Source organism: Methylophilus sp. UBA6697, from assembly GCF_002454655.1.
Classification (GTDB): Bacteria; Pseudomonadota; Gammaproteobacteria; order Burkholderiales; family Methylophilaceae; genus Methylophilus.
Map to the genome: position 1 here is coordinate 110,672 of NZ_DKJH01000019.1, position 15,511 is coordinate 126,182.

Genomic DNA, 15,511 nt, shown 5'->3' on the forward strand with positions numbered 1-15,511 from the left:
GGAATGCCATCGCATGAATATGCAGGATTTACCACTGACTGGGCATGTCCCCCCGTTAGATGCCGGGTTATTGCCGCAGGCACGCCAGTTGTCCCAGCAAACCGGCCGCCCATTCATGGAGGTGTTGGAGGAGCTGTCTGGCCTGACGCCAGATGTGTTTGTGCTGGCATTAGGGCAGTGCATGCATTACCCGACGCTGACCGCACTAGACTTGCATGCCATGCAGCCCATGTTTGACCTGTTGCGCTTTAATGATGCCAGCACTTTGCATGCGGTATTAATGCAAAAATCCGACCAGTCGCTGTACCCAGATCAATCGTTATACCTAGTGCTGGCCGACCCGTTTGACGAGCCACTGCAATTACGCTTGCAGAGCATGGTGCGCGTGCCGGTACAGTGGTGCCTGGCGCATCGTAACGATATCGCCGCTTGCCTGCAATTTCATGAAACGCAAATGCGCGCGATGGATCAGGTACATGCCAGTGACAGCCTCAGCAACGAAGAGGAAACGCCGGTAGAAGAGTTGTCGCTGAAGTCCATTAGCGAAGACAGCAGTCCGGTGGTGCGTTTTGTACGCTCGACCTTATACGATGCCCTCAAGGCCGGGGCCAGTGATATTCACCTTGAATCTACCCTGCAAGGCTTGCGTGTCAAATACCGCATCGATGGCGTGCTGACAGAGGCAGGTGGCCTCAGTGGCGTCATGCAGGCCGAGCAGGCGGTGTCGCGTATCAAGGTCATGTCTGAACTGGATATTGCCGAGCGACGTATTCCGCAAGATGGCCGCTGCAAAGTGCATGCTTTGGGCCGTGAAATAGATTTGCGTGTCTCTATCATGCCCAGTGTGGTGGGTGAGGATGCCGTGCTACGCGTGCTGGACCGTAAAGCGCTCAGTGAAGCGCAAGGCATCAGCCTCGAAGTGCTGGGCTTCGCGCCCGCTTTGTTGGCGCAAATCCGGGCGCAGGCCGAAGCGCCTTATGGCATGTTGCTGGTGACCGGGCCCACTGGTAGCGGCAAAACCACCACCCTCTACGGCATGATTTCCGAGATCAACCAGGGCCAGGACAAAATTATCACTATTGAAGACCCGGTTGAATATCAACTGCCTGGCGTGCTGCAAATCCCTGTCAATGAGAAAAAAGGCCTGACGTTTGCACGTGGCTTGCGCTCCATTTTGCGCCATGACCCCGACAAAATTATGGTGGGCGAAATCCGCGATGGCGAAACTGCACAAATTGCCGTGCAGTCCGCGCTGACCGGGCATTTGGTGCTCACCACCGTGCACGCCAATAACGTATTTGACGTGATCGGCCGTTTCACCAATATGGGCGTCGACGCCTATAGTTTTGTGTCGGCAGTCAACGTGATCCTGGCGCAGCGGCTGGTGCGGGTGATTTGCCCGTTTTGCAAAGTGGATGATATGCCAGATGCCGCATTGCTAGTGAAGTCCGGCCTGAGTGTAGAAACGACCCAACACTACCAGTTTAAAAAAGGCCAGGGCTGTGGTCAATGCCACGGTAGCGGTTACAAGGGCCGCAAAGGCATTGCTGAGTTATTGCTGTTTGATGACCGCATGCGTGAACTCATTGTATCTAAAGCACCCATCAGCCAAATTAAGGCATTAGCCGCCACGACCGGTACACGTGCCATGCGTGATGCGGGCCTGGCACTGGTGGCTACGGGCGAAACGACTTTGCAGGAGATTAACCGTGTTACAGCGCTTTCCTGATCCTGGTGTAGATTGCCGCGTGGCCGACAGCCGTCGCTGGTGGCAGGCGCTGACTGCGCCGGAATTGCGCCTGGTCATTACTTGTGATGCGCTAGAGGTATTCCAGTTTCAACGCGCGTGGTTGCCGGGTAGACGTCCGCAGATGATCAGCCATCAACGTCATACTTTGCCGGGCAGCACGCAGGATATATTGCCGCCAGAGGCTTTGTGGCAGGCCTTGCATGACGTCTTGGCACCCTTAGCGGGCCAGCGTTGGCATGTGGTCGTGGTGCTTTCCAACCAGTATGCGCGCTGGCTGGTATTGCCGTGGCAGGCTGAGGTGCGCAGCCAGGCGGATAAAGCGGCTTATTACCTCCACGGCTTGCAGCAGGCCTTTACCAGCGATGGGCAAGATTGGCAAATTCGGGCGCAGCCGGGTGCTTATGGCCAGCATACCTTGCTGAATGCACTGCCTGCTGCACTACTGGAAAAGTTACAGGCGGCGCTGGCCAAGCATCGATTGCCGCCAGGCATCACCACTCCCGCGTGGGCGCTGGCAGCCAACCAGGCTTTACATACCATGCGCCAGCAAGGCTTTTCGGCCAATGGCTGGATTGTCTGCCGCGAGTCCAGCCGCTTAACGGTGGCGTGTCTGATGCAGGGGGACTGGCTACAGATTCGCCAGCTACCTGTTGATGCGCAATGGCGACTGACCTTGATGCAGTTATTGTCGCGCGAGCAGGTCATACATCCCGAACGGGCCGCTTTGCCAATCTTTTTGTCACAGGCAGAGTCTAGCGGCGCTACGCCACAGTCCATGCAGCCGTTTCAGGTGGTGGATGTGCAGCCTTCCCATGGCTTGGATAAGCCGTCTCGACAGGTAGCCGAAAGAAGGGTGGCTTAATGCACGTGCGCTTAAATCATGCGCCCGGTCGCTTGCCTGGGCCTGCGGCCACGGTGATTGGCCTGATATTACTCGCTAGCCTGGTATGGCTGGCCGCTGTTTATCATCAGCTTACCCAGGAAAATATTGCCCTGCAGCAGCAATGGCAAGCGCGCCAATTGGCCTTGACCGCCAGTCAGCAGGCCGGCAATAAACCGCCTGTCGTGAATCAGGCCTTGGCGGCTGACATGGCCGAGGCGCAGTTACAGATAGTCACGCCGTGGTTAGCTTTGTTGGGTGATCTTGAACATGCCCAGCAAGCCCACTTGTACTGGCTGCAACTCTCCCCCGATGCCAAGCGTAAACAGATACGCATGACGGTGCTGGCACAACAGCGTCAGCAAGGCTGGGCGCTGGTAGAGCGGCTGAAAAAACAGCCTGCTTTGGTGGATGTGAAACTGAAGGCCAGCGAAGCGACCGAGGTGAACGGTTTGCGCATGACGACCTTGCATGTGGAGGCTGGATGGCAGTTCTAAGTCACTTTATGCAACGTGTGTGCTTTGTCTGCCAGCAAACGCTGCGGGCACATCGCTGGCTGGCAGTCATGCTGTTAGTAGCCATTTTGCTGTCCGGGCTGGTGGCGCATGCTTGGTGGCGCGGTCATACCTTGCAACATGTATTGCAACAATTACCTGCATTCACCAAGCCGACATCGCCTGTCACTGAGGCCAAGCCTCACGTCGTGAATGTGTTGCAAAGCTGGCCCAGTGAAGACGAAGCTGACCGTATCAGTGCCGAGATACTGGCGACGGCGGATGCCATGGGCATGTTGTTTGAGCGCGCAGAATTTCAGTCTTTAGCCGTTGAGCATTCGAGTTTGCAGGTGCAGCGCATCAAGTTGCCACTCAAAGGGGATTATTTGCAGGTACGGCATTTTTTGCAGCAGGTGTTGCAGACCTATCCTAGCCTGGCCTTAAGCCAGTTTAAATTACAACGCAGTGATGTGTTGCAGCCCGACCTCGAGGCCTATGTGGAGTTTAGTTTGTACACGCGCAAGCGAGGGCAGACATGATGCGACGTGGAATAGTATGGGTGGCACTGGCTTGCACCTTGCTGGCATGCTGGTGGGTAGAGCAAACCGAGCAGACGCCGGTTGCTGCTGTGAAACAAGCCCCTTCGCGTCGCGTGAGCTTGGCGCAGGTTTTGCCTTTGCCTAATACGGCCTTACCGCAAAGCATCTCAGCGCCTGCAAACATAAGTGCAGGCGCCGATGATAGCGCGATTAACCTGTTTGCCGTGCTAGAGATGTCGGCAGCCGACACCGCGGTGCCTGTCGTTCCAGAGGCAGTGAATCCTTATACCTATGCTGGTCGATTGCAGGAAGACGGGCGCTGGACCGTGTTTTTAACCGATGGCCAGCAACAATACGTCGTACATGCAGGCGACCATTTTGCCGATGGGTGGCAGGTGAGCCTGCTCGACCAACAAAAAATCGTGCTGCAACATGCGGCCAAGCGCTTTGAAATCAGGCTGGATAACGGGGTGGTATTTTGAACAAGCAAGTGAATCAAACGTATAGTCATTGGGCCTGGTTGTTGGGCTGCCCGCTGTTATTAGCCAGTTGCAGCAACCTATTGCCTGCACAACAAAATGGTGATGCCACGCTGGAGCAGGCCAGAGTCTATGCGGCGCGTGGCCAGGACGAGGAAGCGATTCAACTGTTGCAACCCTTGGTCGATGCGCATCCACGCCAACCGCAATATAAAAACTGGCTGACCCTGTTGCAGGAAAAGAAACTGCAAAAGCAATTGCAGCAAGCGGATAGTTTATTGCTCACCCAACAATATGATGCGGCGATTGAGGGTTACCAGCAAGTGTTACAGCTTGCACCTAACAACCGTGCTGCCAGTGACGGCATGCAAAAAGTACAACTGGCGCGTCAGCATTCGATACAACTGGAACAGGTGAAGGTAGCGATTGCGGCTGAGGATTTGGCTGGTGCCGAGTTTGGCTTGCGCAGTATCCTGGCCGAGCAGCCCGCGCATGCCGGGGCGCGGCAATTGTTCGAGCATCTGGAGCAAAAGAAAAACGAACGGACCAGTGTGGTGCGACCCTTGCAGTCTTCGTTGAGAAAGAAAGTCACGCTGGAGCTTAAAAATGCGCCGATTAAAAATGCTTTCGAATATCTAGGCAAGGCCGGAGATTTGAATTTCTCGTTTGACCAGGAACTCAACGAAGGCATACGCGTGAATGTGTTGCTGCGTGATACGCCGATAGAACAGGCGCTGGACGTGATTCTCACCAGCCATCAGTTAGGCAAGAAAGTGCTCAACAGCAATACCTTGCTAATTTATCCGCAAGCACGCGCGGCGCAGTATGAAGAATTATTTGTGCGCAGTTTTTACCTGACGCATATGGACGCCAAACGTGCGCTCAATATGATGAAAACCGTGTTGCGTGCCAGCGATGTCTATATTGATGAAAAGCTCAATACGCTGGTGATGCGCGATACCATGGACCGCATTAAAGTCGCAGAGAAGCTGATTGCCTCACAAGACCTCAATGAACCCGAGGTGATGCTCGAAGTTGAGGTGATGGAAATCAACCGCCGTAACCTGGAAAACCTCGGTATCCAGTATCCAACCCAGATTGGCGTCGGCGTGCAGGGCAACGCAGCCGGTAGCAGCAGCGGTACGCAACCGCAAGCAGGCAAACTGACGCTGACCGAATTGCGTAATTTCAACGGCAACCTGGGCGTGTTTTCGATCAATGATCCCGCTATTGTGCTCAATTTGCTGCATCAGGATACCGATACCAATTTGCTGGCCAGCCCCAAAATCCGGGTCAAGAATCGTGACCGCGCCAAGATTCATGTCGGCGATAAAATTCCGGTGCTGACCAGCGTCGCCAGTGCGCAGGGTTTTGTCAGCCAGAATGTGAATTATATTGAGGTCGGCATCAAGCTTGACGTCGAGCCGGTGATCCAGATGCAAGACCAGGTCAGTATCAAAGTCGGCATGGAGGTGAGTAATATCACCGACCAGGTCACGACCAGTTCTGGGGTATTGGCGTATACCATCGGCAGCCGCAATGCCAATACTACCTTGCAGTTGCGCAATAACGAAACGCAGATTTTGGCCGGATTATTCCGTGACGACGAACAGAAAACGCGGCGTAAAGTGCCTGGCCTGGGCAATTTGCCGCTGATTGGCAAGTTTTTCAGCAGTAATAATGAAGACAAGCGTAAAAATGAAATTGTATTGCTGATTACACCGCGCATCATGCATAACCTGAGCCCGGCCAGTTCGGTCTATAGCCTGATTCCTTCCGGCATTGCCGCTACGGCAAACCCGTTAGGTACAACGGGTGCACGAGCAGTACAAACCTCAGACGCGATGGCATCCAGCCCAGTGGCCATGCCGCAAAATACCGCAGCTGACCGCGCGAAAGTAGATACCAATTTTGCCGATCAATTGATCAACTCCGCACCTCCCAACCCTGCAGCCAGTCCCAACACCATGATTATTCAAGGGCAATAACATGCTTGTTGCAAACCGACGATCACGCGGCTTTACTCTGGTCGAGCTTTTGGTCACGCTGGCATTACTCGCCTTGCTGGTAACCTCGGCCAGCCCGGTGTTGCAACTGAATACCAAGCGCGACAAAGAACGTGAACTCAAGCGCGCCTTGTGGCAAATACGTGATGCGCTGGATGCCTACAAAGGTGCGGTGGATCAGGGCCTGATCAAAAAAACGGCTGATGGCAGCGGATATCCGGCCAGTTTGGCCATCCTGGTGACTGGGGTTGAAAATACGCAGGATCCCAAAAAGAAAAAACTGTTTTTTTTAAGGCGTATCCCGCGTGACCCGTTTGCAGCAGACACCGAACAAAGCAATGCGGGCACCTGGCGTATCCGCGCTTATGACGGTGCAATTGATGAGATGGCGCAGGATGTGTATGACGTCTCTTCGCGTTCGCCCGCTATCGGCATTAACCAACAACCTTACAGTGAGTGGTAAAGCCATGAAACGTGGGTTTACCCTAATTGAAATGCTGGTGGTGCTGGCGATTCTGGCCATGTTGCTAACCATTGTGACGCCAAAATTCATGCATATGTTGCAGCGCTCGAAAGAGACCAGTTTGCGGCATGACTTGCTCACCATGCGTGATGCCATTGATAAGTTTTACAGCGATAAAAACCGCTATCCGGAAACCCTGGATGAACTGGTTGAGCGCCAATACCTGAAAGCTATCCCGCCTGATCCGATCACCGAACGTATGGATACCTGGGTGATTACCTTGCCGCCCAATATTGACGAGCAGGGTAGTGTCTTTGATGTGCATAGCGGTTCTGCGCTGGTGGCCGCAGATGGTACGCCCTATGCGCTGTGGTAAGGCCCTCACCACCGGCTTTGTGCTGATTGGCATGTTTATGCTCATTATGCTCAGTGGCCTGGTCATGGTACAAGCCAGCATGCGCTGGCAAACTCAGGTGCTGCGTGAAAGAGAGCAGGAACTGATCAAGGTGGGCCTGGCCTATCGCGATGCCATTGGCCGTTATTACAACCAGACGCCAGGCGTAGTGAAAATCTTCCCACCGACTTTGCAGGCGCTGCAAGAAGATACCCGCTTCCCGACTGCGCGCCGGCATTTGCGCAAAGGCTATTTTGATCCCATCACACAGCGCGAGGGCTGGGGCCTGGTCACCGCCCCCAGCGGCGGCATCATGGGGATTTACAGTTTGTCTGATAAAACAGTGTTTAAAACCAAAGGCTACCGTGGTGAGTTGCAGCATTTGAATGACAAGCGTTATTACGGTGAGTGGTACTTCATTTATTTGCCGCAGCCGGTCGCAGTCAATGCTGGCACTATGTGATGAATCATTTTAATGTAAAGTTTTGTTAATGACGTCAGGCTTTTGGCGATCCCAGCGATTAAACATATGAAGGGATGTAAATGTGAAAAATTCCTGACATTGGTTGGGTGTTTTTCCTGAGCTGCATGTTGAGACCGGCCACGGTAAGTCTTGCATGTGACAGACATCCAGCTTGTTTTTTCTGTATTTTGATAATGGAGCGAACTGTGGATTTGGTGCCTGATATTGTTGATCTCGTGTTGTACTTACTGGGCGTGCTGTCGGTGCTGGTGTGGTCCATCATCCTGATGAAAAGCTGGGCCTGGTATAAGTCCCGTAGTGCATCGAATAATTTTCTATCCGAGTGGCAGCAGGTAAAAACGATTTACGAACTGCCCAAGATTATTGCTAACAGCAATAGCAGCTTTGCGCGTTTGTGTGATGCGGGTATGCGTGCGATGAACGAAGTCATGGCGAACTCAGTGTTGCGCAGAAACGAGCGTCAGGAGCTTATTTTACTCTCGCTCAAACAACAAGCCTACCTGGAACAAAAGCGCATGGATGGTGGTGTGGCGGTACTGGCCAGCATCGGTTCTACCGCACCGTTTATTGGCTTGTTTGGCACGGTATGGGGCATTATGCATGCGCTGCGTACCATCACTGCGACCGGTTCTGCCGGGCTGGATGTAGTGGCCGGGCCGATCGGCGAGGCGCTGATTGCGACGGCGATTGGTATTGCGACGGCGGTGCCTGCGGTGGTGGCCTACAACTACTTTATGCGCAAGCAAAAAGTGCATAGAGCCGATATGGAGCAAGTCGCCAGCCGCTTTCAGTCTTTGCTGACGCAATCGGGTGCGGAGGGGTAATAACATGGCGATTTTAGGGGACAGTGAAAACGAAGAACTGGTGAGTGAAATCAATGTGACGCCGCTGGTGGATGTGATGCTGGTATTGCTCACGGTATTTATTGTCACCGCACCTTTGCTTATGAATGCGGTGAAGGTCAAGTTACCGCAGGCCAGTGCCGAGGTAGCCATCACGGTGCCCAAAACAGCACATATCAGCGTCACCGATGCAGGTGATGTGTTTCTCGACCAACAGCGACTGGCGCTGGAGGTGTTGACGACAGAGTTGGGTGTACTCAAAAAAAGCCATGATCCGGCGGTGGAGATTTATGCTGATGAACATGCGCAATATGGCGTGGTGGCCAAAGTGTTGGCGGCTATTCAGCGTGCGGGCATTAGCAAGTTTAGTTTTGTCATGTCGCCCGAGGCCGGGAAGTAAGGCATGAGCAGCCTGATTTATCCTGAACAGCAGAGTGATGCACTGTTGTGGCGTGCGGTTATGCTGTCGTTGGGCTTACACCTGCTGATAGTGGCGGTCTACCCTAGCTTAAGCCAGATTGCGTTACCCAACATGCCGGAAAAATTGGAAATTGAGTTTTTCTCAATCAAAGCTTTGCCACCGCGTGTGCAGCAAGTGACGGAAACGGCCGCGCCGGTTGAACCGCCCAAAGCGACGCCAATGGGGAAACCGCAAACGCCGGTAGAAACGCCTAAACAGATATTGGCTGCCCCGAGCAATCATGAGGCCGATTATCGTGTGCCAGAGCAAGCGGCGCCGACGAAAGTGGAACCAGCAGCTGTGAGCCCAGCACCTGCGGCACCCAGTGTGAGTGCAGAAAGCGCCCAGCATGCGGCGAATGACTCTGCTGCAAAAGATGCAAAACCCAGCGCGTCTGCGCCGAGCACGCAGGCAAATGTTGAGTCGGATGAATTAAGCGCTAGTGACTCTGATGCCTGGGGCGATTATGGCGAACAATTACGTGCGCTGGTCAGTAAGAGCAAACAATATCCAGCCATCGCTATTCGCCGTCATCTAGAAGGTGAGGCTACGGTGGTCGCCCAGTTCGTGCGTGGTGAGTTGGTCAATGTGTCGCTGACGGATAGCAGCAAGCATGTGCCACTGGATGAAGAGGCTATGCGCATGGTGAAAAAAGCCATTGCGCAGCTGGGCGTGAAAGACAGCCTGAGAAAGAAAAGTTTCAAAATTACTATCCCGGTGGCTTTTAAGCTGGAGTAGCTCACAACCGTTTTCTTGTAGTCAGACGTCCTCAGAAAGTAAATCCCTCACTTTCCTAAAATGATGGCGCCTGTTCTCCTAACCCCTGTGGTTTGCCACCCTTCCTCCGGCAAACGCAGGGGATTTTTTTGCCTGCATATTGGTAAATGCTTAGCGAGGTGTTAACTGGTTTTGTACGATGTCACTCAGCCAATCCATGAAAATCCGCACGCGCTTAGACAAATTGCGACGATGCGGGAACAGCATGGAAACGGCCATGCTGGGTGCGGTCCAGGCCGGTAGTATTTCGACTAACAGGCCACTATTAAGCATCTCCATGGCGCCTAACTTAGGCGCTTGCATGATGCCGAGCCCGGCCACGCAGGCGGCGCGGTAGGCGTCGGTATTGTTGACGCAGATGCGGCTGGGCATTTTGATACGATGTAATTCGCCCTCTAGCTGATATTCAAACGCATCAAACCGTTTGTTGCTGCTGGTTTGGTAATGAATCAAAGTGTGCTGTTGCAGGTCTGCGATCGCCCTGGGTTCACCGTAAGCGGCCAGGTAGCCTGGGCTGACGAAGTTGGTTTGTTGCATTTCGCCTATTTTGCGCATCATCATGCCGGTTTCGGCCACTTCGCCGGTTCTCACCACGCAATCGTAGCCTTCGCGCACCAGGTCTACTTTGCGGTCTTCGCTGCTGATCTCTATATTGAGGTTGGGGTAGCGCCGCAAGAATGCAGGCAGGGCCGGAATAAGCAGGTGCCGCGCCATCGGTTGTGACAGGTTGACCCTGACGACACCTGAGATTTGGCTATCATCGCTGATGAACAAAGTTTCTAATTCTTCGATCTCACTCAAGACATCTTTGCTTTTTTCATAAAACAAGTGGCCGTCCGGCGTCAGTTGCACTTTGCGTGTGGTGCGGTGGAACAGCTGCGTGTGCAGTTTACTTTCCAGTTGCTGCACCGCCAGTGAGATGCTGGCTTTGGGCAGTCCCAGACTATCTGCCGCTTTGGTAAAGCTGCCGAGTTCGGCAACGCGCATAAAACGCTTCAGGCTTTCGGTGCTATCCAGCATGGCAATTTGCTTTCAATTGTTCATTAATTGTGAACAGTATAATCACTTCATGCTTATTTATCGTATTTTTGATTATCAATAAACTGCGTCTATCTTTCATCAACACAGGAGCACGCATATGACAAACAAGATTGCATTAATTACAGGTGGCAGCCGTGGTTTGGGTAAGAACACCGCGCTGGCAATGGCAAAACAGGGCATAGACGTGGTATTGACCTACCAAAGCAAACAGGCCGCGGCACAAGCAGTGGTGGATGAAATCACAGCGTTAGGGCGCAAGGCGGTGGCTTTACAGCTGGATGTGGCGCAGGTGAAAACATTTGCTGCATTTTCTGCGCAATTGAAGCAGGCCCTGCAAACACAGTGGCAAGCTACGCAGTTTGATTACCTGGTGAATAATGCAGGGACGGGCATCCATGCGCCATTTGCTGAAACTACGGAGCAGATGTTTGATGATATGGTGAATATCCATCTGAAATCCACTTTCTTTTTAACGCAAACCTTGCTGCCAGTATTGCGTGATGGCGGCCGCATTGTGAATATTTCCAGTGGCCTGGCGCGGTTCAGCTTGCCTGGCTACAGCGCTTATGCGGCGATGAAGGGAGGCATTGAGGTACTGACACGTTATATGGCCAAAGAGCTGGGTGCACGCCAGATTGCGGTCAATACGGTAGCGCCAGGTGCGATTGAAACGGATTTCGGCCAGGGCCTGGTACGCGATAACAAAGAGGTCAACGCCTATATTGCTTCGCAAACTGCGTTGGGCCGTGTAGGGGTGGCAGATGATATCGGCCCGATGATTGCGAGCCTGCTGTCGGAGAACAATCGCTGGGTGAATGCACAGCGTATTGAGGCTTCCGGCGGTATGTTAATTTAATCGGCCAGGGTGATAGCAACAGGCAGCTTTCTACGGCTGCCTGTCGATTTGCCTAGCGAGGGCGGTTTGGCGGCGGAGGCGGTGGATAATAACCGGATGCAGCAGGCGAGGATGCTGTGCTAGAGGCATTGCCACCTTGCGAGTAGGTTCGCGCCATGCTGGCTGGTACCGGAATACGGTGTCCGGCCGCATACATGCATTGGAAGTAAGCGTTGTCGTATTTATCCTGCGCATTTGTGCCGCTGACTGCCGCCGTATTAGTGCCGATGGCGCCGCCGGATAAGGCACCCATGCCTGCGCCGATGGCTGCCCCTTCACCACCGCCTGCCGCAGCACCAAGGGCTGCGCCTACGACGGTGCCGACTGCGGTCGTGGTGGCCAGGCTGGCGTTATATTGCTGGTTGACGGTTTTGCCGCCAATTTGCGTCAAGGCAAAGTCACGGCAGGATAGGTCATCTGCCCTGAAAACATTAAAGTCTTTGCCCGTGCCCGGTAAAGCCATATTGCTTGGGCCGGTGGGGTTGGTAGCGCAGGCTGACAAGCTCAGTGCCGCGACCATGATCAGCATAGGTGTTGTTTTCATATGCTTAGGCCTATTTGCTTGGTGGCGAAGGCGTCACTTGTTTCCAGCCCGCCGGACACTCTTTGACGTAAGGATAATAGCTGTCAGATTGCTCGCAGTAATACCAGTAAGCCTGGCCATTGTTGCCAGCAGTGGCCGCAGGTGGCGCGCTTTGTGCCGGGGCAGGCGCACTGGTGGCACCGCTACCTTGTTCGATATAAACCTGTGGTTGCGGTTGGGTCACAATGACTGGTGGTGGGCTATAAGCATATGGGTACGGATAGGCGTAAGGCGAATATGCATATGGAAAATAAGGATAGGGAGCGCCGAAATAAAAGCCGACGCCACCACCGCCATGCCAGCCTCCACCGTGCCAGCCGCCGTGGCCTGGTGGATGAGCCTGAGCAGCGCTGCTGGCGAGCATCAGTGCTGCCATCAGGCCGGTGAGTGCCATTGTTTTTAAGTGCATAGGTGTTTTTAACTGTGTCAGTTTTTGTTTGGACATATCGCCTCCTGTGACAGGCATGTTTACTTATATTCCTATGACCAAAGCATACGTAAATGTATCCGCGCAGGGCGTGGTGGTTTTGTATCGGAGTGTATCTTTAACCACCACATTCACCGTCAGCTGAGGATTGTGTTAGGCAGCAGGTGAGCAACTGCGGTATGCTAGTGATGACCCTTTGCAAAGCTACTAATCTCATGCAACAGCAATCCATCCAACAGATCAATCTTGCTTATGATCAGCAACAAGACCGCTTGCTGATGAAAGCCGCTGTCAGCCAGGCACAGGAAATCCGCGTATGGCTGACTTATCGTATCGCGCGACAAATGTTTAAGGTGCTTAACCGTGAAGCGCATTTGCCCGTATCCGCATTGGCGCTGGGAAATGCTTCACCTTTGCCTGCGGCACAATCGCCGACTGAAGCCACGCGCCAGTTTGAAGAAGAGGCTGATGCCGTGCATCAGCTGGAAGACCTGGATTTTTCCACGGCATACCAGCAACGCCCATCGGCCGTGAGTGAGCAGGAGTTATTGGTCGTTGACACACGCTTCGTGTCGATTAACGACCAGTTGAATCATATGCAGTTGGTATGCGCCAACGGCATGAACGTCAATATGAGTTTAAATCACCAACTGGTGCTGGCCATCAGCCGTATGTTGATGGTCGCCAGCCAGGACGCAGGCTGGACATTGCCCGCACATCAGGATAAGGAACCAGAAGCGGTTTCCAGTATCGTAATGCAGGTACCCACAGAAAAACAGGTATTACATTAATGGATCACACAACACTCGGGGACAGCGGTATTCGCGTCTCCAAAATCGCGCTGGGCACCATGACCTTTGGCGACCAGAACACCCAGCAAGACGCCGACAACCAGCTGGATTTTGCCCTCTCACAAGGTATTAATTTTATCGACACGGCTGAGATGTATCCGGTGCCGCCACGGGCAGAAACCGTGACGCAGACAGAGACTATCCTCGGCCACTGGATTAAAAAGCAGGCGCGTGATCGCTTTGTGCTGGCCAGCAAAGTAGCGGGCCCCAGGCGTGGCATGCAGTGGATACGCGGCGGCCCGAGCGGCATGGATAGGGCGAATATCCGCCAGGCGGTGCATGACAGCCTGACACGTTTGCAAACTGACTACCTCGATGTATTGTATCTGCACTGGCCAGAACGCAATGTGCCCATGTTTGGCCAATACCAGTTTGACCCCCGTGCCGAACGCGATGCCAGTGGCCAACCTCTCAACTGGGTGCCGATTCAAACCCAGCTCGAAGTGTTGGACGAGTTGATCAGGGAAGGCAAGGTACGCGCGATCGGCTTGAGTAATGAGCAACCGTGGGGTGTGATGGAATTTTTGCGACTCGCCCGCGAACAAGGCTTGCCGCGCATTGCCGTGTTGCAAAACTGCTATAACCTGATGAACCGTGGCATGGAGTTTGGCATGGCCGAGGTGCTGTACCGCGAACGTATTAGCCTGGCTGCCTACTCTCCGCTGGCATTTGGCCATTTGACCGGCAAATATGTCGACGACCCTGCCACCCCTGGTCGCGTTACTTTGTTTCTGGGTTATGCACAGCGTTATAAAAAACCGGGCGTGCCGGCGGCGTCCAAAGCCTATGCCGAGCTGGCGCGTGCACATGGCCTCACACCAACGCAATTGGCACTGAGTTTTATCTATCACCGCTGGTTTGTCGGTAGCACCATCATCGGTGCCACCAGCATGAACCAGTTGCAGGAAAACGTCGCGGCTTATCAAGTAAAGCTTAGTGATGAAGTATTAAACGCAATCGAGCAACAGCATCTGATCATGATGAATCCGGCGCCTTAACGCAGGCGCCCGCTGAAGGGAATCCGTATGTTCATGCTTCACACCCTGCGCACTCTTTTTCTGCGCAGCTTCATTCTTTTTGCCGTCATATTGAGTGGTCAGGCACAGGCCGCGGACATGCAGGAGATGCAAAATGCCTTGCGCACCTGCCAAACCGAGTTTGCTGCGGATGCCAGCCGTCGCCTGATTTGTTTTGATAAAGTCGCCGAGCAATATACGCCGACACGCGTGGTACCCCCAATATTGGCCCCTAGCCAACAGGAGCTAGTGAAAAGTGTGGGGGCAGAGACGGGTTACCTCGCACGCAAATGGCATTTAAACAGTCAGGATGAACTGCACTTTACCGATCTGGAAACCCATCAGCTCAATTACCTGGTGACCGCGTACTCGAATAATCCCAATGATGTTCCGACCTCGCCATCACGTCCTAATACGCAAGACCGTGGCCTGGGGCACAATGACTTGCATTTTCAGATCAGCCTGAAAACACAGTTGATGAACCTGTCAGACTGGTTGCCTAAAAACCAGTGGATACAAAGTGCGCGTTTGTGGGGGGCTTATACCCAGCAGTCATTCTGGCAGGTGTATAACGAAGAGCAGTCGCGCCCCATGCGGGATCACAATTATTCACCCGAGTTGATTTTATCGCTAGGCTTGAACAAACCAGCAGAAGAAAACAGTTGGCTCAATGCCATGCCCAATATGCTCAATATGGGCCTGATGCATGAGTCCAATGGCCGCTCGCAACCACTATCACGCAGCTGGAACCGCGTCTATTTGCAGGGCGGCTGGCAGCTCAATGAGCGCTATAGTTTGCTGGTTCGCCCATGGTGGCGTATTCCTGAAAGCAAATCGGATAACGATAACCCGGATATCAGCAAATATATGGGCTATGGCGATGCGATTTTGCGCTGGGATAACGAGGCCAATACCACGGCTGCCAGTGTCACCTTGCGTAACAATATGCGTAGCGATAACAAAGGCTATGTGAAGTTTGATGTGCAGTACAAGCCGCTCAAAAGTGAAAGTGTGCGTTTCTACGCCATGCTGGCCAGTGGTTATGGCGTCTCGCTACTGGATTATAATCAGGCGCAAACCATGTTTGGCATCGGCTTTGCCATTGGTGAATAATTAATTGAGTAATTCAT

At 53.4% G+C, this 15,511-nt stretch carries 19 protein-coding genes; 16 read left to right on the forward strand and 3 right to left on the reverse strand.

The features are described from left to right. The first annotated feature begins 13 nt into the window (after nt 1-13). From B3355_RS05650 to B3355_RS05705, 12 genes are all read left to right on the forward strand, one after another. Nucleotides 14-1,729 carry a GspE/PulE family protein gene (locus B3355_RS05650; protein ID WP_047514635.1) on the forward strand — a complete coding sequence of 572 codons (1,716 nt, stop codon included), beginning with the start codon at nt 14-16 and terminating at the stop codon, nt 1,727-1,729. Next, nucleotides 1,710-2,612, forward strand: coding sequence for a hypothetical protein (locus B3355_RS05655; RefSeq protein ID WP_292781245.1), 903 nt, complete (start codon nt 1,710-1,712; stop codon nt 2,610-2,612). Before B3355_RS05650 ends, B3355_RS05655 begins: the two co-directional genes overlap by 20 nt. Next, nucleotides 2,612-3,127 carry a hypothetical protein gene (locus tag B3355_RS05660; RefSeq protein WP_292781248.1) on the forward strand — a complete coding sequence of 172 codons (516 nt, stop codon included), beginning with the start codon at nt 2,612-2,614 and terminating at the stop codon, nt 3,125-3,127. Before B3355_RS05655 ends, B3355_RS05660 begins: the two co-directional genes overlap by 1 nt. Next, nucleotides 3,115-3,663 carry a hypothetical protein gene (locus B3355_RS05665; RefSeq protein ID WP_235272916.1) on the forward strand — a complete coding sequence of 183 codons (549 nt, stop codon included), beginning with the start codon at nt 3,115-3,117 and terminating at the stop codon, nt 3,661-3,663. Before B3355_RS05660 ends, B3355_RS05665 begins: the two co-directional genes overlap by 13 nt. Continuing rightward, nucleotides 3,663-4,145: a hypothetical protein gene (locus B3355_RS05670; RefSeq protein WP_292781253.1), complete on the forward strand. Its 483-nt coding sequence runs from the start codon at nt 3,663-3,665 to the stop codon at nt 4,143-4,145. Before B3355_RS05665 ends, B3355_RS05670 begins: the two co-directional genes overlap by 1 nt. Next, on the forward strand, nt 4,142-6,130 hold the full coding sequence (locus B3355_RS05675; RefSeq protein ID WP_292781255.1) for a tetratricopeptide repeat protein: 1,989 nt from the start codon (nt 4,142-4,144) through the stop codon (nt 6,128-6,130). Before B3355_RS05670 ends, B3355_RS05675 begins: the two co-directional genes overlap by 4 nt. A gap of 1 nt (nt 6,131) precedes the next feature. Continuing rightward, nucleotides 6,132-6,611: a prepilin-type N-terminal cleavage/methylation domain-containing protein gene (locus B3355_RS05680; protein ID WP_292781258.1), complete on the forward strand. Its 480-nt coding sequence runs from the start codon at nt 6,132-6,134 to the stop codon at nt 6,609-6,611. Further along, nucleotides 6,601-6,987 carry a type II secretion system protein gene (locus B3355_RS05685; RefSeq protein WP_019881525.1) on the forward strand — a complete coding sequence of 129 codons (387 nt, stop codon included), beginning with the start codon at nt 6,601-6,603 and terminating at the stop codon, nt 6,985-6,987. Before B3355_RS05680 ends, B3355_RS05685 begins: the two co-directional genes overlap by 11 nt. Continuing rightward, entirely contained in the window at nt 6,974-7,468 is a 495-nt protein-coding gene (locus B3355_RS05690; protein ID WP_292781261.1) for a type II secretion system protein, read from the forward strand. Before B3355_RS05685 ends, B3355_RS05690 begins: the two co-directional genes overlap by 14 nt. Nucleotides 7,469-7,674: 206 nt before the next feature. Next, nucleotides 7,675-8,313 carry a MotA/TolQ/ExbB proton channel family protein gene (locus B3355_RS05695; RefSeq protein ID WP_292781264.1) on the forward strand — a complete coding sequence of 213 codons (639 nt, stop codon included), beginning with the start codon at nt 7,675-7,677 and terminating at the stop codon, nt 8,311-8,313. Nucleotides 8,314-8,317: 4 nt separating this feature from the next. After that, on the forward strand, nt 8,318-8,731 hold the full coding sequence (locus tag B3355_RS05700; protein WP_024929551.1) for an ExbD/TolR family protein: 414 nt from the start codon (nt 8,318-8,320) through the stop codon (nt 8,729-8,731). 3 nt (nt 8,732-8,734) lie between these two features. Continuing rightward, complete coding sequence (locus B3355_RS05705; RefSeq protein ID WP_292781269.1) at nt 8,735-9,529, forward strand: energy transducer TonB; 795 nt, start codon at nt 8,735-8,737, stop codon at nt 9,527-9,529. Nucleotides 9,530-9,679: 150 nt separating this feature from the next. Here B3355_RS05705 and B3355_RS05710 read toward each other — a convergent pair whose 3' ends face one another. Beyond that, nucleotides 9,680-10,588, reverse strand: a complete 909-nt coding sequence (locus tag B3355_RS05710) for a LysR family transcriptional regulator (protein WP_292781272.1) — start codon at nt 10,586-10,588, stop codon at nt 9,680-9,682. 118 nt (nt 10,589-10,706) lie between these two features. Between B3355_RS05710 and B3355_RS05715 the strand changes: the two genes are divergently transcribed. Then, nucleotides 10,707-11,465 carry an SDR family NAD(P)-dependent oxidoreductase gene (locus tag B3355_RS05715; protein ID WP_292781274.1) on the forward strand — a complete coding sequence of 253 codons (759 nt, stop codon included), beginning with the start codon at nt 10,707-10,709 and terminating at the stop codon, nt 11,463-11,465. Between the two features lie 52 nt (nt 11,466-11,517). Here the strand turns inward: B3355_RS05715 and B3355_RS05720 are convergent, their stop codons facing one another. Further along, nucleotides 11,518-12,048, reverse strand: coding sequence for a YMGG-like glycine zipper-containing protein (locus B3355_RS05720; protein WP_292781277.1), 531 nt, complete (start codon nt 12,046-12,048; stop codon nt 11,518-11,520). 10 nt (nt 12,049-12,058) lie between these two features. After that, nucleotides 12,059-12,532, reverse strand: a complete 474-nt coding sequence (locus B3355_RS05725; RefSeq protein WP_292781280.1) for a hypothetical protein — start codon at nt 12,530-12,532, stop codon at nt 12,059-12,061. 197 nt (nt 12,533-12,729) lie between these two features. On the opposite strand from B3355_RS05725, the gene B3355_RS05730 reads away from it, so the two are divergent. The 3 genes from B3355_RS05730 to B3355_RS05740 are packed head-to-tail and all read left to right on the forward strand — an operon-like array spanning nt 12,730 to nt 15,494. Beyond that, the gene (locus B3355_RS05730; RefSeq protein WP_292781283.1) at nt 12,730-13,305 is read left to right on the forward strand and encodes a hypothetical protein; all 576 of its coding nucleotides are present in this window, start codon (nt 12,730-12,732) and stop codon (nt 13,303-13,305) included. After that, on the forward strand, nt 13,305-14,363 hold the full coding sequence (locus tag B3355_RS05735; protein WP_292781286.1) for an aldo/keto reductase: 1,059 nt from the start codon (nt 13,305-13,307) through the stop codon (nt 14,361-14,363). The genes B3355_RS05730 and B3355_RS05735 overlap by 1 nt, the downstream gene beginning before the upstream one ends. 33 nt (nt 14,364-14,396) lie before the next feature. After that, a complete protein-coding gene (locus tag B3355_RS05740; protein ID WP_292781289.1) occupies nt 14,397-15,494 on the forward strand; it encodes a phospholipase A in 1,098 nt (365 codons plus the stop codon). Nucleotides 15,495-15,511 lie beyond the last annotated feature (17 nt).